The organism is Pseudomonas sp. PS02290 (assembly GCF_029960075.1).
In the GTDB taxonomy this organism is placed as follows: domain Bacteria; phylum Pseudomonadota; class Gammaproteobacteria; order Pseudomonadales; family Pseudomonadaceae; genus Aquipseudomonas.
This window is the reverse complement of the sequence record NZ_JASCOY010000035.1, coordinates 1-21,352: the sequence shown is the minus strand read 5'-3', so window position 1 is coordinate 21,352 and position 21,352 is coordinate 1. Positions and strand designations below refer to the sequence as shown.

General features: G+C 61.6%; 7 protein-coding genes. 1 reads left to right on the top strand and 6 read right to left on the bottom strand.

Going from position 1 to position 21,352, the window contains the following annotated elements:
- Positions 1-225: 225 nt before the first annotated feature.
- The 6 genes from QMX88_RS16310 to gabT form a co-directional block, all read right to left on the bottom strand.
- Positions 226-789, bottom strand: a complete 564-nt coding sequence (locus tag QMX88_RS16310; protein WP_282371131.1) for a hypothetical protein — start codon at positions 787-789, stop codon at positions 226-228.
- A complete protein-coding gene (locus tag QMX88_RS16305) occupies positions 786-15,518 on the bottom strand; it encodes a two-partner secretion domain-containing protein (RefSeq protein WP_282371129.1) in 14,733 nt (4,910 codons plus the stop codon). The genes QMX88_RS16310 and QMX88_RS16305 overlap by 4 nt, the downstream gene beginning before the upstream one ends.
- Positions 15,519-15,539: 21 nt before the next feature.
- On the bottom strand, positions 15,540-17,240 hold the full coding sequence (locus tag QMX88_RS16300) for a ShlB/FhaC/HecB family hemolysin secretion/activation protein (RefSeq protein ID WP_442969464.1): 1,701 nt from the start codon (positions 17,238-17,240) through the stop codon (positions 15,540-15,542).
- Between the two features lie 240 nt (positions 17,241-17,480).
- On the bottom strand, positions 17,481-17,969 hold the full coding sequence (locus QMX88_RS16295) for an Lrp/AsnC family transcriptional regulator (RefSeq protein ID WP_122534823.1): 489 nt from the start codon (positions 17,967-17,969) through the stop codon (positions 17,481-17,483).
- Positions 17,970-18,013: 44 nt separating this feature from the next.
- Positions 18,014-18,688: a 2-haloalkanoic acid dehalogenase gene (locus QMX88_RS16290; RefSeq protein ID WP_282371123.1), complete on the bottom strand. Its 675-nt coding sequence runs from the start codon at positions 18,686-18,688 to the stop codon at positions 18,014-18,016.
- Between the two features lie 51 nt (positions 18,689-18,739).
- Positions 18,740-20,038, bottom strand: a complete 1,299-nt coding sequence (gene gabT / locus QMX88_RS16285) for a 4-aminobutyrate--2-oxoglutarate transaminase (RefSeq protein ID WP_282371121.1) — start codon at positions 20,036-20,038, stop codon at positions 18,740-18,742.
- Positions 20,039-20,252: 214 nt separating this feature from the next.
- Between gabT and QMX88_RS16280 the strand changes: the two genes are divergently transcribed.
- Entirely contained in the window at positions 20,253-21,179 is a 927-nt protein-coding gene (locus tag QMX88_RS16280; protein ID WP_282371119.1) for a 2-hydroxyacid dehydrogenase, read from the top strand.
- Positions 21,180-21,352 lie beyond the last annotated feature (173 nt).

The following is a 21,352-nucleotide window of genomic DNA, read 5'->3' as shown; positions in this document are numbered from 1 at the left end:
TAAATTCACCCAAGCTCTTTGGACGTAACTTTCAAATCAATGGACTCGAAATTGTTAACTTGCTCGCTCATTTCTTCGACACCTGAGATTTAGTATCGCTACCCCAACCTATGAAACAGATCCACCCCCTTTTATCGATACTAAAACAAGCAGTCCACCACCTTTAATCTTCAATTTTTTCCACGACTCGGGAGGACTAAGGATCCGAGCCCTTTTATCCATGAATCATCCCTCAATTACGCAAATAGCTGTAATTAGCTGATTTGGATGATCTTCAAGAGGAACGCCCCATCCCGTAATTTCAAGGCCACTATAATCATGACCGGCGTAGAACCACTCCTCGGCCTCATCAAATTCTAGGCTCGTAAATGCTAGCACATCAGATACAGGGCTTCCCAAACCAATACATCCCGACCAAAGCCCTTTGTAAAAGAACTCACTCGCAAGATCACCTGAAAAACTAAAGTCATAAACTTTAAGTGCAAACACTCTCCCACCACGAACAAGAACAGATAATGCAGGAATCCCTTTTTTGAACTCACTGACTATGTGATCTTCAAAAAGTGAAAAAACATAACCTCCATTACCCGATTCATCCAGACTACAGCCTCGCAAACAGAGGTCTGGCCCCCTATCAAACCTGTATTTCAGCGAAATCTTATCAACCAAATACCTCGAAAACACAGCCTCAAGATCGACGGCACTAGCATGCAATGGTATCCCTGCAAGCGACACACCCGGAATGATGGGTGCATCCCAAACCACAGAAAAAAAATCTAATTCCATCATTCGGGTCTCCACACGTTGGTAACAGAGTTAAATTTCACTTTCTGACCCTGCGGATTCAAGTATGTAGTATTTGCATCGTAAATGGGCTTAGAGGGCCCCTCGAATGTTGGCCTGTAAGTCTCAGGATCAATAACCTTTGCCTTAGTACCATCAACGTATGTGATTTTATAATACTCACCCACATGCGTTGACTTGACTGCTGCATCAGCTGTTGATGGGCTGTATTGTATCTCTTTAATGCCAGTTGTGCCGCCTTCAACTTTGTACACCTGCGCATTACCCGATGTTCCAGTTTTCGGTGGCACGTATTTGAGCTCGGCGCCATCCATCTTAAATGACTGCTGAATGTCATCAATGGATTTTCCCCAAACATTCGCCGGAGCCTCTACCAAATTTCGCGGGATTCCAGCCTGCTCCGCGAGCTCTTCCCGCAGTCCGACCCGTGCAGTTGCTGAAGTTGCTGGCACATTAGTCGCGCCGGCACCCTTTGCACCCACAACAGGTCGGCCGGTTCTCATCATGCCCATCGAAGCAATTCCACGCAACGATTCGCGGATGCCAACCATCTCCGCGTCGCTCATCCCCCACTTATCTTGTAGCGTCTGGGCTATCGCATCCGCTGACTGGCCTGCTGTCACGCTGGCCAGCATGTTCTGGAACTCAAAGTTTTCTGCTACCAAACGTCCGTAAGCCTCTTGGGCTTGTTGTGACGCTCCACCCACCAAGTCTTTGAGGTGTTCCTGGTCGGCTTGGGCCTCTGCCGCCAGACTCGAAGACGTTTTGCAAGCAGCGATACCTGCTGCGCATGCGTTAATAGCCGCGATCTCTCGTTCGCGACTGAGGTCCATGAAGGTTTTCTGCGCGGTCTGAACGCACCCGGCATCACCTTCGGCGCAAACATTGAGTGAGTTGGCAGCTCTCTCCAAATCACTGTGCGTGAGGTAATTATATTGCGTTGCGTTGGCCGCAATATTTGCGGCGATTTCAGGATCGCCTCCCGTGACCACTGTCGTTAACACAGCAACCAGCTGAGACATGGCGACCAAGTTCGCCTGCGCCTGGACCGATGCCGGACTGGCCGGGTCATATCCTTCTGGCAGTACCAATTTTGCCAAGTACTGCACTAATCCTTCGTTCGCGCCCCCAGCAATTGCACCAGTTTTGAAATCGCCCCCCATTGCCATCGACTTCAATCCGCCTAGCAAGGCGTGGGCAGCTATTTTGGTCGGACTTCCATCCGCGAGCGTTGTGTTACCCAAGCGCTGCGCGCCTATGGCGCCGGCAATATCGATGACAGCACTCAGTGCGCCATCGCTAAGGCTGTCAGTCAGACTCCCGCCGTTGATCACGGTTTTCACGAATGACTGGGCCACTACGTTCATTGCCACTTTTTGGGCACTGGCAAGATCGAAGTTCAACTTCGTAGGGTCGTAGCCAAGCTGCGACGCGACGCCAGCAGTTGCGGCGGAGGTCAGATAGCCTTTGATCGCGCTGGAAGAGGTGACATCCTTGAATACAGCGCCGAGATTCCCGCGGTTATTGACCGCGCTGACTGTGGCGTTCGTCGCAGCGCCAGCCGCTACAGCTCCGACCATTGCAGCCCCAGTCCCAGTGCCTACCATCGCTGCAGCAGCGGGCCCAACGAATGCAGCCATGAGGATAGCTATCGCTAGTTGTGCCGCGACGCCCAATCCCGAGTTACTGTATTTATACGACTGATGTATTTCCTGCACCAAACGCCAGTCGACATCACCCCGCTTCTCCGCATCCTTCAGCCACGCCAGATCAGGGTCAGCTTTGACCATCGCATCAATGGTTTGACTAACGGTTTGCTGATTCACCTGCTTGATGTCGATGTTCAAACCACCAACTGCGTTGATGACCAGATTTCCTTTCGCGGTCAGTTCGCTTTGGCGCAGGGTTTCATTGGTGCTGCCTTTACCGGACATCGATTTCCAGGCGGCATTACTATTGCTCTTCTCATGACTCTCCTGATGCAGGTCCTTAACACCCTCGAAGTTGATCGCCCCGCCGCTGTTGATCGTCAGGTCTTTGCCGCTGTTGAGTTTGGCGACCTGATACTGCTGATCACCGCCGCTGACGAGCACGAGGTTGCCGCCAGAGGATATTTCGCTGCTGACGTTGGTGACTTGCGTCACTTCGTCGTGCTTGGTTTTCTTGGCGCCGAAGGAGCCTTTTTTCTTCATGTCATACAGCGAGTAGTCGTTGTCCTGCGCGGCCAGGACTTCGAGTTTGTTACCTGCGGCCAGATACGCTTCGTCGTTGGCGGCGATGCGGCTGGACGTGACGGCCAGGTTTTGCCCCGCACTCACAGCCACACTGCCGCCAGCGGTAATCTCGGTCTGGACTTGACTAACGTGGTCTTCCTGACGCTTGACCTTCTTGCTCTTGCTGTACGAGTGCTCTTCATCCGCCGCCGAGCTGATCGTCACGTCTTCGGTCGCAGCCATGGCGATGTCGCGTTTAGCGTCGATCTGGCTGGCGATGGCGTTGATATCTCGTCCGGCTTGTACCGACAGGTCGCGACCTGCGCTGACGGTCGAGCCGATCTGGGTGATGTCGCTGCTGGTGTGTTTGCTGTTCAGCACGAGGCTGTCAGTCAGTTGGGTCGAGGCGGTGTTGACGTCTCGGCCGGCGTTCAGCGTCATGTCGCGACCGGCTTGCAAGGTGCTGCCGATGTTGTTGATGTCACGCCCTGCCGAAACACTCAGGTCATTGGCGGCTTCGATGCGCGCTGCGTTATCGGCGTACTCTTTATGCAGTTGGCCCCGCACATCGCTGTCGAGCGAAGTGACCGTTCGCTCGTTGGTGACATCGCCGCCGATGGCGGTCACGGTGACGTCGCGACCGGCGATGATGCCGCCGGCCTTGTTGGTGACGTCGTTGCCCGCAAGCAGGTCCAGGCGGTTGCCGGCTGAGATCAGACCGCTGTTTACGAGGTCATTGCCCGCGGTGGCGGACAGGTTGTTGGTGGCCTTGAGGGTGCCGACGTTGTCCAGGTTCTGGCCGGCGATGAGGGTCACATCCTTGCCGGCGATCAAGGCACCGTTCGGGGCGAGACGACCGTCAGCCTGGGCCAGATACAGCACCGGCACCAGCACGTTTTCGCCATTCACTTCGCGCTCTTCGAGCCAGACGATGTCGTGGGTCAGTGCCGCCACTTGCTCGGAGGTCAGCGAGACGCCAACGGTCAGGTTGAGCTGGGTTTTGCTGGCGATGGCGTTGTTCATCAGGTACTTGAACTGATCCTCGTTGGAGGTCTGTCCGTCGATGAAGGCCTGGCCGGTGCGCGAGGTGACGGCTTGTTGCACGAGACGCTGTTCGTAGAGGCCGTCGCCGAGACGCTTGGCGCTTTCGTCGGGGTTGTAGCCGAGGCCGGCGAGTAGGTAATCCGAGCTCATGAATTGCTTGAGGTCGGTGAGCACCGGGTTGGTTTCGATCAGGTATTTGCCGGTGCGGGCCGTGGCTGCGGTGGAGGGCAGGCCTTGAACCCTGGCGACCGTCTGCGCGGTCGCCGACTGGCTTGTGCTGATGCCGGTGGGGGTGGCGCCACCGATGACGCTGATCCCAGGAATGGGGTTAACGCCTGTCGAGCCCAGAATTCCCGAGACGCCAGTAACGCTTGCTGCGCCTGTGACACCGTTAATGCCGCGGACACCTGCTACGCCCCCAACACCCGTGACGCTTGCGGCACCTGCGATCTGGTCGACGGCGGCAATGCCGCCAGCGCCGGTCTGGTGGCTCGGAACCGAGAACCCGCCGCTGCCGGAATCGCCCGGTGTGGAAAAGTTGAAAGCCGATGCATCGGCATTGATGCCTGACGGGTTTCGAGTTGAATCGCCGAGCTGCCGGCCGGTGGTGAGTGCCTGATTCGCGGAGGCGATTTGCAGGCTGCTGCCCTGTCCAACGGGAAGGACCTGGTCGCGCTGAGCGGTTGAAACACTGGCGCCTGTCATGGTCCAGCTTTGTGGTGCGGTGGTGGGTGCAGCGACAGCGGCGTTACTGCCGCCCTGCCCGCTCAGGCGGAACAGGCCGTTCTGCCCGGAGGGAAGGCTGAATCCCGGGAGTGCGGTGGGGTCGACCTGCTTTTGCGCGAGGTCGGGCGGCAGTTGCGCGTTCAAGCGAACCACGACGGTCTGACCGGTGCCGTTGGCATGGGTGTCGCCGACTTTGTTGGTGCCGCCGGCCGAGGCGTAGTCTTCGTGGATGACACTGTTTTGCAGGTCTTTGGTGGCAGTGATCGCCACGTTTCCGCCGGCCTGGATGACGGCGCTGCGGCCGGCGTTGCCGGTGCCGTCTTTGGCCACTTCGACGTCGCTGACCAGCGTCATGGCGGTGATTTGGGTGGGCAGCTGCAGAAGGTTGGCGGGGTCGTATTGGGAGACCGGTTTGGAACCGAATGCGTAACCTGTAAGCGTGTTGGTGACCGCAGCTCCTGTTATCGCATCCGTGATTGAAGTCACTTTTACGGTGCCGCCGTCATGCCCCGGCTCCCGGCCGGTTTTATAGGTGACAACCGCAAGGCGCAGCTCCCCCGACGGGGCCACGTAGTAGATCTTTGGAAAGTCGGGATTGTCGCGCTGATTGTAGGCATCAACCGTAGGCAGGAACCCTCTGACCGTCCCATCCGTAGAACCCCCATGGAAGAACGTCCGTGTGCGCTCAACCGTCCCGCTCACCGCGCCGATGTTCTTGACGTTATCCGCCTGGATCGAAATGCTGCCGACCGCACTGATCGTGCTCTTGCTGTTGATAAAGCTGCCGCCGGTGAAGTTGAAATTACCACCGGAAGTCATCAATGCCGAAGCGCTGGTGTCGTTGTCCTGGCCTGCGTTGAAGGTTTCGCGAGCGATATAGTTGACGTCATAGTGATCGCCGCTGCAGTCAACGCACTGCACCGCGATAAAACCGCTTACCAGGGTGCGGCCAACCGCAAAATCCTGCGCGCCGCCGGAACCTTCGGTGCGGTTCTCGAACGCCGTGGCATTGATGGTGAAGGTGCCACCGCTCTCCATCGAACCGGAGACGTTGGAGACCTGGTCGGCACGGGCGGTACCGTAACCACCGATGGCGAGATCACGCAGGCTGTAGAAATCGCCCTTCGTGTTGGTCAGGGTCCCGGTGTTCAGCTGCATGTTCGCGCCGCTGAAGATAAGCCCCTGATTGTTGGTCAGCGAAGGCGTCGTAATGGTGAGGGATTGACCCGCGCCCAACGTGCCGTAGTTGGTGACGCTGCCCGCGTTGACGAAGAGGTCCGCACTTGAAGTCAGGCGACCGGCGTTGACCACAGCCCCCGCCACATTGATATCCGTCCGCCCACCCCCTGCAATCGAGGTCGGCGCATTCAGATCCAGTCGATTCGCGCTGAGGCCCAGCGTCCCCAGACTGGTCAGTCGGCCGTTGCCCGAATACCCGCCCGACAACGAAACATTCATCGCCCCGTCACTGGCAATCAACCCATCGTTGATCCAGTTCCCGCCGGTCCCGACAAACGCGTTCGACGCCAGCAATTGCCCCGCCGCAGTCTGGGTGAAGTTGTTGACGTTGACGTTCAACGTGCCGGCCTGAAGGACGCTGCTGTTAGTCCAGGTGTCGGCGTTGAGGGTCAGCACGCCGCGGGTGACCAGGCTGCCGCCGGCGTTCATGACGTTGTCGGTGGACACGCCGAAGTTGCCGCTGCCGACGTGCAGAATGCTGCCGCCACCGTTGAGCAGGCTGCCGACGCCCACCGCGAGGTCGGTGTTGGCGGTTTCCAGGGCGCCGTTGCGGTTGTCGAACAGGCCGCTGATCTGCAGGTTGGTCAGGCCGCTGGTGCCGAGGGCGCGCAGTTTGCCGGTCTGGTTGTCGAGGCTGGCGGCGCTGATGCTGAGGGTGCTGTCGCTCTCGATGATGCCCAGTCGGTTGTTCAGCGCGCCGGCGAGGCTGAGGTCGATTTGTTGGCCGGCAATCTGGCCGTCGTTGTCGCCGCTGTTGTTGAAATTGTTCCCAGTGACGTTGATCCGCTGTCTGGCGTACAGGCCGCCGTTGCGGTTGTCGAAGTTGCCGCTGCCGGTGTTGATCAGCGCGTCGCCGCCCTGGGCCGACACCCGGCCGCCGTAGTTGTCGATGCCGGCCAGCGAGCGGATGTCCAGGCTCTGCGCCTGGGTGATGCCGCCCTGACGATTGACGTCGTAGCCGTTTCTCAGCACGCCGGTGATGCGCCCAACGAAAGCACTCTGCAGGCTCGACAGCACGCCGCCCCGGTTGTCGACGTTGTTGGCGGTCAGGTTGAGGTTGCCGGCCTGGGCGATGATCCGGCCGTTCGGGCCGTCGATGTCGCCGTTAACGGTCAGGTCCAGCGCGCCCTGGCTTTGCAGGGTGCCGCTGGCGTTGGCAAGGCTGGCAGCTTGCAGTCGGAGGTTGGCGTTTTTGCTGTAGATCAGGCCGTCGTTGGCGTTCTGCACGGCGCCGCTGGCGTTGACCTGAAGCTGATCGTTGGCGGCCACGGTGCCGCGATTGCTGTTGTCCAGACCACCGGTGGTGAGGGTCAGCGCCCGCTGGCTGGCCAGTTGACCACCCTGGTTGTTGATCTGGGCGGCGCGCTGGATCAGCAGATCCCCCGCGCTGGCAAGCTTGCCGTTGCTGTTGCTCAGGGTGCCGAGCAGGTCGAGGGTGACGGCGGCGTTGCCCGCGACCGTGCCCGCGCTGTTGTCCAGGTCGGTGCCGGTGAAGCTCATGTTCTGTTGCGCGTTGACCGTGCCTGCCGCGTTGCCGAGCTTCGCAGCATTGATGGTCAGGGCTGCGCCGCTGTCGATCAGGCCGTTCTGGCTGTTGTCCAGCAAGCCGCCGACGTTGAAGGTCTGGCCGCCGCCGCTGGACAGAATCCCGCCACGGTTATCGACGCTGGCGGCGCGAACGCTGAGGGCTTTCTGGCTGACCAGCGCCCCGGCTGCGCCATTGAGTAGCGCGCCCGTCAGGTTGACGCCGACGTCGCCGCTACGGCTGGAGAGTGTGCCGCTGTTGCGGTTGTCCAGCGTTGCGCCACTGACGTTCAGCCCTGCCCAACCGGAGATGAGGCCGGCCTGGTTGACCAACGTGTTGGCGTTGAGGAGCAGGTTCTGGTTGCTGATCAGTCGGCCGCTGCTGTTGTCCAGCGTGCGCCCGGTTAACGTGAAACTCTGGGCGCTGGACATCTCGCCAGCCTGGTTGTTGAAGTCGCGCATCCGGTTGACGGTCAAGGCGCCTTTGGCGGTGATAAGCCCGCGCTGGTTGTTCAGGTCGGCGCCGTTGAGATCCAGCGTCACGGCGCCGTCACCCAGCAGTCGTCCGCCGTTCTGGGTCAGGCTGTTGAGGGAGAGGGTCATGTCGCCCTTGGCCGAGACTTCACCGCCGTCGCTGGAATCCAGCGACTGAGCGCTGAGGTGCAGCGTGCCCTTGCTGTTGATCAGCCCGGTGGTGCGGTTGTCCAGCGAACCGGTGTGCAGCGTCAGGTCAGTGCCGGCCAGCAGCAGACCGCCGCGGTTGTCGAGATCGACGGCGGTGGCGTCGAGCGCACCGGTCGCGTTGATGAGGCCGTTGTTCTGATTGGTCAGCAGGCCGTGAACAGTCAGGCCGAAGTCGCCGCGGCTGGTCAGGGTCCCGGCGCTGTTGTTCAGCGAGCCGGCGTCGATGTTCAGGCGGGCGGCGGCGATCATGCCTTTGACGTTGGTCAACGCCTGGGCGACGCGGACGACCAGCGGCTGGTTGCTGAGCAGCTTGCCGTTGCTGTTGTCGAGTCTGTCGGCGCTGAAAGTGAAGCCCTGGGCGCTGGAGATTTCACCCTGCTGGTTGTTCACGCCGGCCAGATTTTTCAGCAACAGAATGCCGGGGGCGTTGATCAGACCGTTCTGGTTATTCAGCTGGCCGTGATTCACATCGAGGGTCAGGTCGGTATTGCTGAACAGCATCCCGCCTTGTTGATCCAGCCCGGTGACGCTGGCCGAGAGCGCGCCGTTACTGCCGATGCTGCCGCCGTCGAGGTTGCTGACCTGAGCCGCCACCATCTCCAGGGTCGAGGCGCTGCTGACGCGGCCGTTCTGGCTGTTGTTGAAGTTGCCGGTGTGCAACGACAGCGCGCCTTTGCCGCTGATGCTGCCGCCATGGCTGTTGTCGAGGCTGCTGCTGTTGAGGGTCAAGCCGCCATCGGTGACCAGCTTGCCGCCCTGGTTGCTGATCGCGCCGCTGCTGTTGACAGTCAACGCACCGGCACTGGATAGACTGCCGCCGTCGTTGGCCAACGAAGTGCTGCGCACGTTCAGCGTGCCTTCGCTGTCGATCAGGCCCTGGCTATTGAGCAATGCGCCGCTGAGGCCCAGGTCGATTTTCTGCTGGCTGACCAGATTGCCGCCGCTGTTGTCCAGCTGCGTGCCCGTGACCGTCAGCAATGACTTGCCGGACAACACGCCGTTGGTGCGGTTGAGCAGTTGATCGACGGTGAGGGTCAGGGACTTCTGGCCGATGACGCGGCCTGCGTCGCTGTTGTCCAGACCCTGGCCGGTGACGCTGATGTCGTCCTGGCTGGACAGCTCGCCGCCGCGGTTGTCGATGCTGCCGACGTTCAGGGTCATGACGCCGTTGGCGCTGACCAGGCCGTCCTGGCGGTTGTCGAGGCTTGCGCCGGTGAGGTTCAGCGCGCCGAGGGCGATCAACTGGCCGCCTTGCTGCTGAAGACCGCCGATATTGGCGATCAGATCCTGTTTGCTGGCGATCTGGCCCAGGCCGTTGTCGACGCTGGCGGCATTCAGGGTCAGCTTGCCGTCGGCCACCAACGTGGCGTTGTGGTTGTTCAGGCCGTTGCTGACGGTGATATCAAACGCACCTCGGCTGCTGAGCAGGCCTTCGGTGTTGTCGAGGCTGTCGCTGCGGGCGTCGAGGGCCGCGGCGGAAATCACGCCTTTGACGTTGTTGAGGGCCTGAGCCACGCGCACGATCAGGGCTTGATCGCTGAGCAGTTTGCCGTTGCCGTTATCGAGGCTGTCCGCGCCGAAGGTGAAGCCCTGGGTGCTGGAAATCTCCCCGTTCTGGTTGTTCACGCCGACCAGATTTTTCAACAGCAAGGCGCCGGAAGAGTTGATCAGGCCATTCTGGTTGTTGAGCTGGCCGTGGTTCAGATCGAGGGTCAAGGCGCCGTTGCTGAACAGTTCACCGCCCTGTTGATTGAGGCCGGTCACGCTCGCGTTGACCGCTTTGGTGGCGGCGATGCGCGCGCCGTCCTGGTTGGTGACCTGGCCTGCGCTGAGGGTCAGGGTGTCGGCGCTGGTGAGCTGTCCGCCGTGGCTGTTATCAAAGGCGCCGGTGTTGACCGCCGCGCTGGTTTTGCCGGAGATCACGCCTTGATTGCGGTTGTCGAGGCTGGCACTGGCGAGGGTCAGGCCGCCATCGGTGGTGATCGAGCCGTGCTGGTTATTGACCGCGCCGGGGGTGGCGATGGTCAACGCGCCCGCGCTGGACACACTGCCTGCGGCGTTCGACAGCGATGCCGCCTTGAGGCTGAGCGCCGCTTCGCTGCTGAGCAACCCGGCGTCGTTGAGCAACACGCCGCCAAGGTCGACGGCCAGACCGTTCTGGCTCGCCAGGGTACCGGCGTTGTTGTCCAGCGTTGAGCCGGTCAGTTGCAGGGTGTCGCCAAACAGCATCCCTTTGGCGCGGTTGATCAGACGATCAACGTTGAGCTGCAGCGCCGTGCCGGCGATGACTTTGCCAGCATCGCTGTTGTCCAGTTGCTGCGCGGTGATCGTCACGTCCTGCTGGCTGGACAGCTCGCCGCTACGGTTATTCACGTTGCCGACGGTGAGTTTCAGCGCTTTTGTTGCGCCGACCAATCCTGCGCCGCTGTTATCAAGGGTGTTGCCGGAGAGCGACAGATTGCCCTGAGCGACAAACTCACCGCCCTGCTGTGTCAAGTCGCCGACGCTGGCGAACAGGTCGGACTGACTGGCGATGCGGCCCGCGGCGTTGCGCACGCTGTCGGCCTGAATCTGCAGCAAACCGGCGGCATTGAGCAGGCCGCTCTGGTTGTTCAGTTGCTGACCGAAGAACGCAATCCCGCCCTTGCCGGTGATCAAACCCTTTTGGCTGTTATCCAGCGCATCGATGAACAACTGCATGTCCTGGGTGGCACGCACCGAGCCGCCGCGGTTATCGACCGTGGCGCTGCGCAGGGTCAACGCGTTCTGCGTCGACACAACGCCGCTGCGGTTGTCCAGGGACAGGCTTTGCAACGCCATTGCGCCTTTGGCCTGAATGCTGCCGCCCGCCTGATTGTTCAGCGCGCCGGTCAGGGTGAGGGTGACATCGCCATCGGACACCACTGTGCCCGACTGACTGTTGTCCAGACTGCTCGCGGTGACGGTCAGGCCATCGGCGGCACCCAGTGTGCCGCCCTGACTATTGATCGCGCCGCTAACACCCAGGGTCAGGCGTTCATCGGCAGTGATCTGCCCGCCGGCGTTGTTCAGACTGGCCGCCGTGACGGTGCCGACTTGCGCAGCGGACAGCTCGCCGTTCTGGTTCGACAGCGCACCGTCGACCACAACATTCAACGCCGCATCGCTGCTGACGCTGCCGTCGTCGTTGATCAGCGAACCCGCGTGCAGGTCGATGCCCTTGCCGGAGATCAGCCCGCGCAGGTTGCTCAGTTGCCCGTTAACCCGAACGATCAACGCCTGTTTGCTGATCAGCGAGCCGTCATCGTTTTGCACGTCGTCGGCGGCGAGGGCGAAGGCGTTGAGGCTGGAAATCTCGCCCGCGCGGTTGTCGACGCGGGTGAGGTTTTTCAGCAGCAACTGACCCGGCGCGGTGATCAAGCCGCCCTGGTTGTTGAGCAGCCCACCGTGGAGGTCCAGGCTGACATCGCCGTTGCTGTAAAGATGGCCGCCGTTGTGCTGGTCCAGCCCGGTGACAGAGGCCGTTAGTGCCTTCGCACTGGCAATGCGACCTGCGTCGCTGTTATCGACGTGCTGCGCCGTAAGCAGCAGCGCGCCGGTGCTGGTCAGTGTTCCGTTGCGGTTGTTCAACCCGGCGGTGTTGAGGGTGACGCCTGCCCCTGCGATTCGACCGCGGTTGCTGTTGTCCGCCTCGCCGGTTTGCAGGTTCAGGTCACTGACACTGGTCAGCTCGCCCCCGCGGTTATCCAGACTGGCAGCGTTGATGCGGGTGCTGCCATTGGCGCTGACCGTTCCCGAGCCGTTGAGCAGTTGCCCGGCAATGTCCGCCGACAGGGCGCCAACACTGGTTACCTTGCCCTTCTGGCTGTTGTCGAAGGTTTGCGCCGTCATCGCCAGATTGCCGTTGCTGGTGATCAGGCCACCGCTGGCGTTCCACAGCTGACTGGCGGCTATCGTTAGATCGCCCTGGCTCAACACCTGACCGGCCTGGCGGTTATCAAGAGTGGCTGCCTTGAGCTGCACCCCGTTGGCGGTGATCACCCCGGCTTGATTGAGCAACTGCCCGGAAATGTCCGCAGACAAAGCGGCAACGCTCGATACTTTGCCCCCCTGGCTGTTGTCGAGATCCTGCGCGGTGATCGACAGAGTGCCGTTGCTCGTCATCACACCGCCGCTGGCGTTCCATACCTGAGGGGCTGAAATGGTCAGCGCGGCCAGACTCGCCACCTGACCTGACTGGCGGTTATCCAGGCTGGTCGTGTTGATCTGCACACCACTGGCGGTGATCAAGCCGCCGCCGTTATTCAGCAGTGGACCGGATATGTCCGCGAACAAGGCCGCAAGACTCGACACCTTGCCCTGTTGGCTGTTGTCGAGGTTTTGCGCTCTGATCAACAGGTTGCCGTTGCTGGTGATCACACCGCTGCTGGCGTTGCGCAGCTGACTGGCGACTATTGAGAGAATGCCCTGGCTCAACACCTGACCACCCTCGTGGTTATCCAGGGCCGTCGTGTTGATCCGCACACCGTTGGCGGTGATCGACCCGCCGCCGCTATTGAGCAGCTGTCCGGCAATATCCGCTGACAACGCCGCCACGCTCGATATCTTGCCCTGCGTGCTGTTGTCGAGGTCTTGCGCGGTGATCGACAGATTGCCGTTGCTCGCAATGAGACCACCGCTGGCGTTCCATACCTGGGTGGCCGCGAGAGTCAGTGCGCCCTGACTCGACACCTGACCGCCCTGGCGGTTATCCAGGCTGGCTGTTTTGACCTGCACACTGTCTTTGCCGGTGATCGACCCTGCGCGGTTGAGCAATGCTTCGGAAATGTCCGCGGTCAACGCCGCCGCACTCGACACCTTGCCCTGCTCGCTGTTGTCGAGATTTTTGGCGGTGATCGAGAGGTTACCGTTGCTGGAGATGACCCCACCGCTGGCGTTCCACACTTGAGTGGCCGCAAGGTTCATACCGCCCTGACTCAACACCTGACCCGCCTTGCGGTTGTCCAGGCTGGCGGCCTTGAGCTGCACGTCGCCGTTGGCCGTGATCAACCCGCCGCCGTTGTTGAGCAGCTGTCCGGCGATATCCGCTGACAATGCCGCCACACTCGAGATCTTGCCCTGAGTGCTGTTGTCGAGATTTTGCGCAGTGATCGCCAAATTGCCGTTGCTGGCGATCACGCCACTGTTGGCGTTCAACAGCTGACCTGACGTGATGGTCAGACCGCCCTGACTCAACACCTGACCGCCCTGGCGGTTGTCCAGTGTCGACGCCTTGATCTGCGCGCCGTTGGCGGTGATCACACCGGCGCTGTTGAGCAGCTGCCCAGCAACGTCCGCGGACAAGGCCCCAACACTCGAGATCTTGCCCTGAGTGCTGTTATCGAGATTTTGCGCAGTGATCGCCAGATTAGCGTTACTGGTGATCAGCCCGCCGCTGGCATTCCACAGTTGGCCAGCGTTGAGGGTCAGACCGCCCAGACTCACCACTTGACCGGCCTGGCGGTTGTCCAGGGTCGACGCGGTGATCTGCGCGCCGTTGGCGGTGATCACGCCAGCGCTGTTGAGCAGTTGTCCGGAAATGTCAGCCGTCAAAGCTGCGGCGCTGGAGACTTTGCCCTGCTGGCTGTTGTCGAGGTTTTGCGCGGTGATGGACAGGCTGCCGTCGCTGGCAATCTGGCCGCCGTTAGCGTTTAGCAGCTGCCCAGCGGTGACAGTCAAACCGCCCTGACTCAACACTTGACCGGCCTGGCGGTTGTCCAGTATCGCGGCGTTGATCCGCGCGCCGTGGGCGGTTATCACCCCGGCGCTGTTGAGCAGTTGACCGGAAATGTCCGCTGACAACGCCGCTGCACTCGAGATTTTGCCCTGCTGGCTGTTGTCGAGGTTTTGCGCGGTGATCGACAGGTTGCCGCTGCTCGCGATAAGGCCGCCGCTGGCGTTCCATACCTGAGCGGCCGCAAGGGTCAGGCCGCCCTGACTCAACACGCGACCGGCCTGGCGGTTATCCAGGCTGGCGGCGGTGAGTTGCGTACCGGCCTGGCCACTCAGCGTACCGCCCTGGTTATTGACGGATTGCGCCGTGCTGACCTGCAGCGTTCGGCTGGCGACCACGTTGCCGGCGTTGCGCAGGTCCTGGGCGCTGATCGTCACATCGCCGGCGCCGTTGCGGCTGTTGTCGGCATTTACGCCCGCTTCGACGATAGCGGTGTTGATCAACTGCCCACTGGTGGACAGCCTGATCTGATCGCGGGCGGCGACGTTCTGCTGGATGTTCAATCCATCGCGGCCTTGCAGGTCGACGCTGCTGCCGTACACCGGGCCCTGAACCTGGGCGTTGAGGGCCTTGACGTTGACGGCGCCGGTCGCAGCGGCCTGGGCCATGTTCAGCTGGCCGTTGGCATCGATTTGAATGTCGCCGGCGCTGGCCGCCAGATTGCCGGCCACTTTCACGCCGACCCCGGCTTCGGTACCCACCAAACGAATGGCGCCGGCATACATGCCGCCCAGCGCAGAACTGTCGATGGCCAGTTGCGGTTTGGCGCTGCCGTCGTCAGCCAGTGCCGTGGCGTTCAGGGTCTGCGCGTCGACGTTGTTGCGACCGGCGATGATGTTGAGTTTGTTGGCGTGCAGCTCGGCGTTGACCTTCGCGCTGCGGGTGATGATGTCGAACTGGTCGAGATTGCTGGCGTCCAGCCCTCCCCCTTCGATGGACACACTGCCGCCTTCGACGCTGAAATGATCAAGACGGCCGTTGTCCAGCACCGGCCTGCCGGTGGTGAGGGTCGCCCGCGGCGTGTTGATGAAGCCGCAACCGTTGCAACTGATGCCATAGGGGTTGGCGACGATGACGTGGGCGGCCTGCCCGGCCACTTCGGTGTAGCCATTGAGCTGGCTGGCGTTGGCGCCGGTGACTTCGTTGAGAATGATCGACGCGGCGCGACCGTTGATGTTCGGGTTGCCGACCACGATGCCGCCCAGTTGCGTGCTCTGGGTGCGGGCGGTGGCGTTGTTGAGGATCACGCCCTGGGTGCCGACGTTGTACTGCTGGTACTGGTTGTGGGAAAGACCGCTGGCATTGGGCGCCGCGATGTTAACGATCGGCACGCCGTTCCCTGCCTGACCCAGGGTGGTGTTGGTGGTGCCGCTCACCGCGATGCCGTCGGCCTGGGCCAACAACGGTTGCCAGAACATGGCGTTGGCCAGAATCAAGGCGATCCCGCGCTTGGGCATGCCCCAGAAACGCGGGCGCTCAGTCAGCGCAGCGGAAGGCTGACGCACGAGGAAATCGAAGTGGCGAACGTCCATGTCAGGTATCTCGGTCAAACGTTAGAGAAAAAAGTCCATGCGGAAATAGATCGGCGACTCGCGCTCGATCAGGCCGCCCGGGCGCTCCAGAGAGTGGGCAAAGGTGACCGTCGCGGCGACGTGCTGACCGCGGGCAAAGCATTCGAACGCATTGCTGGACAGGCGCCCGTGCTCGTCGCCGTTGTAACGATCGTTGGCGATCACGCCCTGGTCGTAAGACGCTGCGATGCCGTAATCGCTGAACGCGGGGCGCAGCCAGTCGAGGGTGACGGGGCGGGTCAGGCGCAGCTCGTTGCGCCAGTAGCCGCCGCTGTCGCCGGACAGCAGTTGGTCCTTGTAGCCGCGCACCGACGATGACCCGCCAAGGCTCATGCGCTGAGGGCTGAACAGCACATCTTCGCTGCGCTGCCCGGTGGCGAGGCTGGTGAAGGTGAAGCTCTCGTCCCACAGTTTGAACGGCTGCAGGTAGCTCACGGTGCCGGTGTATTTGCGATAGCGCGCATTCGCTTCGCCTGGCCCGGGGTGGTGGTTGTCCTGGGCGCCGAACGCGCTCATGCCCTGTTGCATGCCGAGGTCAAGGTTGAGAAACGCCGAGCCCACGCGGCGCCCGTGGTTGATGCCGTACTGCACTTCGCTGATGCGGTTGCTGCTGTCGGCCAGCCGGCTGCCTTCGATGTAGTTGTTGCTGCGCAGGTTGGAGACGCCGAGGTTCAGCGAGGTCTTGCTCAGAGCGTCACGGTAGATGACCCGCTCGGCGCGCAACTGATGGGTCTGGCTGTCGCCGTTCTGCTTGAAATCGAAGCCATTGGCCTGGGCCTGTGAGCGGTATTCGCTTTCGCTGTAGCTGTAACTGAAATTCCACCAGCCCCACGGCAGGTTGTAGGCCAGCCCGGTGTTGTGCGAGGTGTGCAGATGGTCGGTCATGGCGTCGTGGCCGCCGCGCAGGCTCAGCTGATCCGCGAGACCCAGCGGGCTGTCCCACTCAAGCCCGGTGTTCCACTGTTGCTCGCCGGTGCTGCGCTGGCCGTCGTTGTTGCGCGACAGGCTCACGCGCCACGGCTTTTGCGGGGTGTTCTTGACCAGCACGTCGCTGCCGCCGACTTCCTGGCCCGGCGTCAGCTCCATCTGCGCCTGATTGGACGGCAAACGATTGAGCTGATCGACCATCTGCTCGATCTCGCGCAGGTTGACCAGCTGCCCTTCCCGCCCCGGAAACGTCATGGCCAGCTCACGCTCGCTCAGGCCGCTGTCGGCAGCGCTGCGCAGTTTTTCCAGCTGGCCTTCGACCACCAGCACCTGCAGCTGACCCTTGGACAGATCCTGCTGGGGGAGGTAGGCACGACTGGTGACCAACCCTTTGGCGATGTACAGGTTGGTGATGGTCTTGAGCAGTTCGTTGAGCTGGGACACGCCCATGCACGTGCCCAGATAAGGCTGGGTCAGGCGCTCCCGCTCGGTATTGGACAGCGACGCGGCGCCTTTGAGCTCAATCGCCGTGATGGTGAAACAACGCGTATCGACAGGGGCCGCTGGCGTCACCGGCGCGGCCTGTTTGCCGGGCAGACTTTTGAGGTCTTCAAGGCGGCGTTGCTGCTCCTGGAGCAGTTGCTCCTGGCGGTCGCGCAACACATCCTGATCGCCCGGCGTGGGCGCGGCGCGAGCAGTGAGAGGCGTTGCGGCGAGCAGAAAAAGCAGCGCAACTCTTGGGGCGGAGAAATCCACGAAGCGTCCTTGCAATAGCACAGTGATATCAATAAACGGCGCGATGGTAATGAGCCATTAGACTGACGTCAATAAGCCGACTCCAAGTTTCATGTTCGCCCGACTCAGTGGTCGCGGACCTCTCGGATCTGACGTAATGTCGCCCCAAAAAAAGGCCGTCCGCGCGAACGGACAGCCTTTTCAGGCGCCCGCACTCCCTCCTCTCGGGGGATGCAGGGCGCGGTTTAAAACGGGTTTAACTCAATGGCGCAGCAACTTGCGCAGCGGCACCCCGTCCTTGAGCACCGGCGACTTGATGACGATGTAGCTGAAGTACTTGGAGATCCCGATGTTTTTGTCGAGCAGGCTTTCCACCACTTCCTGATAGTGCTGGATGCTGCGGGTCATGAAGCGCACCAGGTAGTCGTAGCCGCCGCTGATCAGGTGGCATTCCAGCACTTCGTCCACTAGACGGATGTTGGATTCGAACTTGGCGAAGTCTTCGCGCTTGTGGTCGCTGAGGGTGATTTCGGTGAAGACGGTGACCGAATCGGTGATCTTGCCCAGGTTCAGATGCGCTTTGTAGCTGGAGATATAACCGGCCGACTCCAGCCGTTTGACCCGCTGCAGGCAGGGGCTGGCAGAGAGGCCGACGGCATCGGCGAGGCTGACATTGGTCATGCGGCCGTCCTTTTGCAGTTCGACCAGGATGCTGATGTCGATCCGATCCAGTTTTACGAGCCCTTCCATCACGTACCTCTTGACTGCCGTTGTAAGACAATCTTCTAGCAAAATCAGCGCCGTAAAGACAGCTGATGCTGCGCCACCAGGTCGGCCATGCTGTTGATGCAGTATTCCGCCGCGCAGGGCGAAGGCTGACGCGCCCGGTGGCGGCCGATCAGGCAGCGGTCCAGCGCGGCGAAGGGCTCGACCGACGGTCGCGTTACGTGCAGGACCGGTTGCACCTGATCGCCCTGATCCGTGAGCCATTGCGGACCTTCGGCCAGGGAAATGAAATCTTCCGGTGCAATTCCCAGTCGCTCGCACAGCACGCCGCGATCCTCGGCATCACGGTCGCCGCGCACCAGCAGTCGATAGAATTTGCGCAGGTAGAGCATCGCCCCCGGCGCGTCTTCGAACAGAGACCAGTTGCCCGCTGAACGGGCAAAGCTCATGCCCTCCTCCCAACTGGCGTGCAGGCCCCACTTTTCGGCCAGTTGGCGATGGGCGAAGCACAACAGACCACTGAAGCCCAGCTCGGCGAAGCGCGGATACAGGCTCGCAACCACCGCGCTGAATTCGGCGAGCACGTCATCCCTGGCCGGCTGCCCGCCGCGGCTGTCGAGCAGCGGTTGCAGCGCGGCCCAGACACCCGAATCGCGATCCACCAGCACTTCATCGCAATCGATCAGTAACGCTCGGTACTCTGTCAGTCCAAATCCTGTCAGCCCCAAATCTGTCAGCCCCATGTGGATCGAACCTCCCGGATGCATCTGGCCCGTTACGGGCAAGGCGCTGCTTCAATTCGAGTTCAAGACCCGTGCCAAAGCGGCGTCGAGGATCTGCACGGCTTCGTCGACCTGGGCTTCTGTCGTCACCAGCGGGGCGAGGAAGCGCAGCACGTTGCGGTAAACGCCGCATTTGATGACCAGCAAACCACCGGCACGGGCTTCGTCGATCACCCGTGAATTGAGATCGGCGTCCGGGATGCGCGCGGCGTCATCCTTGACCAGCTCGATCGCCAGCATGAAACCGGTGCCGCGCACATCGCCGATGCGCGGGTAGCGCGCCTGCAAACCGATCAGGCCACGGCGCAGGCGCTCGCCCAAAAGCTGGCTGCGCGCGAGCAGCTGCTCTTCCTCAAATGCATCGATCACCGCCAGTGCCGCTGCGCACGCCAGGGCGTTGCCGCCGTAGGTGCCGCCGAGTCCGCCGGGCAGCGGCGCGTCCATGATGTGCGCCTTGCCGACCACACCCGACAACGGCAAGCCACCGGCGAGGCTTTTGGCGACGGTGACCAGATCAGGCTGGATGCCGGCGTGCTGGTAGCCGAACCAGGTGCCGGTGCGGCCGAAACCGGTCTGGATCTCATCGAGGATCAACACAATGCCGTGCTTGTCGGCCAAGGCGCGCAGTGCCTGGAGAAACTCCGGCGGCGCGGTAAGGAAACCGCCATCGCCCTGCACGGGTTCGATCAGAATCGCGGCCACGCGGTCCGGTGCCACTTGGGTGGCGAGCAATTCGTTCAGCGCGGTGATTGCGTCAACGCTGCTAACGCCGCGATACGCGTTCGGGTACGGCGTATGGAACACTTCCGGCGCAAACGGCCCGAAGTTCTGCTTGTAGGGTTGGCTCATGCCGGTGAGCGTGGTGCCGAGCAAGGTGCGTCCATGGAAGCCGCCGCGAAAGGCGATGACCGCTGAACGGTTGGTATGGGCACGGGCGATCTTCACCGCGTTTTCCACCGCTTCAGCGCCGGAGGTGAAGAACGCGGCCTTGTAGGCTTCCTGCCCGCCGATCATTTCGCACAGGCGCTGGGCCAGGTCGAGGTAAGGCGTGTAGGCCGCCACCTGGAAGCAGGCGTGGGAGACTTTTTGCAGTTGAGCCTGCACGGCGGCGACCACTTTCGGGTGGTTGTGGCCGATGTTGAGCACGCCGATGCCGCCGACGAAATCCAGGTAGCGCTTGCCATCCACGTCCCACAATTCGGTGCCCTGGGCGCGGTCGATCACCAGCGGGTGCGCGGTCACCAGGCCACGGGGCACAAATTGCTCGCGCTGACGGAGCAAAAGAGGGGTTTCGTCGACTTTGCTGTTCATGGCATTTCCCATCGTGAGTCCGGCAACCTGGAGGCGGTTGCGATGCTGTTCAGGTTACGGCGTGCGGGCAACGCACTTAGCCGAACTTGGCCCGTGAGAAATTCGGATCAACTGTTTTGGCCCCGCCTTTCAACAGATCCTGCGCCGGGCTTGGGGGATGATGTGGGCTGGTTCCCTACACTTCCCTCCAACGTCCTTTCAGCAGGAAACGCCCATGGCCTTGCTCTACAAAGCCGACCCCGCGCGCGCGCCACACTGGCAGACGCTGTTCGCCGAACACGCACCGGACATCGAATGGCGCGCCTGGCCGGACATCGGCAATCCCGAAGAAGTCGAGTACCTGGCCGCCTGGCAGGCGCCGGATGATCTGACGCAGTTGCTGCCCAATCTGAAGGTGCTGTTTGCGCTGTCGGCCGGGGTCGATCAGCTGGATCTGTCGCGGTTGCCGGCGGACCTGCCCGTAGTGCGGCTGCTGGATCCGGGCATTACGCGGGGCATGTGCGAGTACGCGACGTGGGCGGTGTTGAGTCTGCACCGGGACATGCTGCGGTACCGCGAGCAGCAGGCGGCGCGGCGTTGGCAAGCGCATCTGTTGCAGCCGGCAGAAAAGCGGCGCGTGGGGGTGATGGGGTTGGGCACCCAGGCGCAGCAGATTCTGGCGACGCTGGCGCCATTCGGCTTTGCCTTGTCGGGCTGGGCGCGCAGTGTTCATGAGATTGAGGGGGTGGACTGTTTTGCGGGTCAGGCGCAGTTGTCGGCGTTTTTGGGGCAGTGCGATATTTTGCTGTGTGTGTTGCCGTTGACGGAGCAGACGGAGGGGATTCTGGACCGGAATCTGTTTGCGTTGCTGCCGCGGGGTGCGGGGCTGGTGAATATGGGGCGCGGCGGGCATCTGGTGGAGGGGGATTTGCTGGAGGCGCTGGAAAGTGGGCAGTTGGGCGGCGCTATTCTGGATGTGTTGCAGGTGGAGCCGGCGGGGTCTGATCATCCGTTTTGGGGGCACCCGCAGGTGGTGTTGACGCCGCATGTGGCGGCGATGACGCAGCCGGCGAGTGCGTTTGGGGTGTTGCTGGAGAATATTCGGCGGTTTGAGCGGGGGGAGCGGATGGTCGGTCAGATAGATCGAAACCGCGGTTATTGAGATCCAGATCAAGATCAAGATCAAGATCAAGATCAAAAGCGTCGGCCTAACGGCCTCGGGTTTCGCCTTCGGCGAGTTACTTGGAAAAGCACCCCAAGTAACCAAGGGTGCTTGCTCCTGGTTGGGCCCTTCGTTCCTCAGGGTTCCTTCACTCCGGTCTCGCTCCGTGGGCC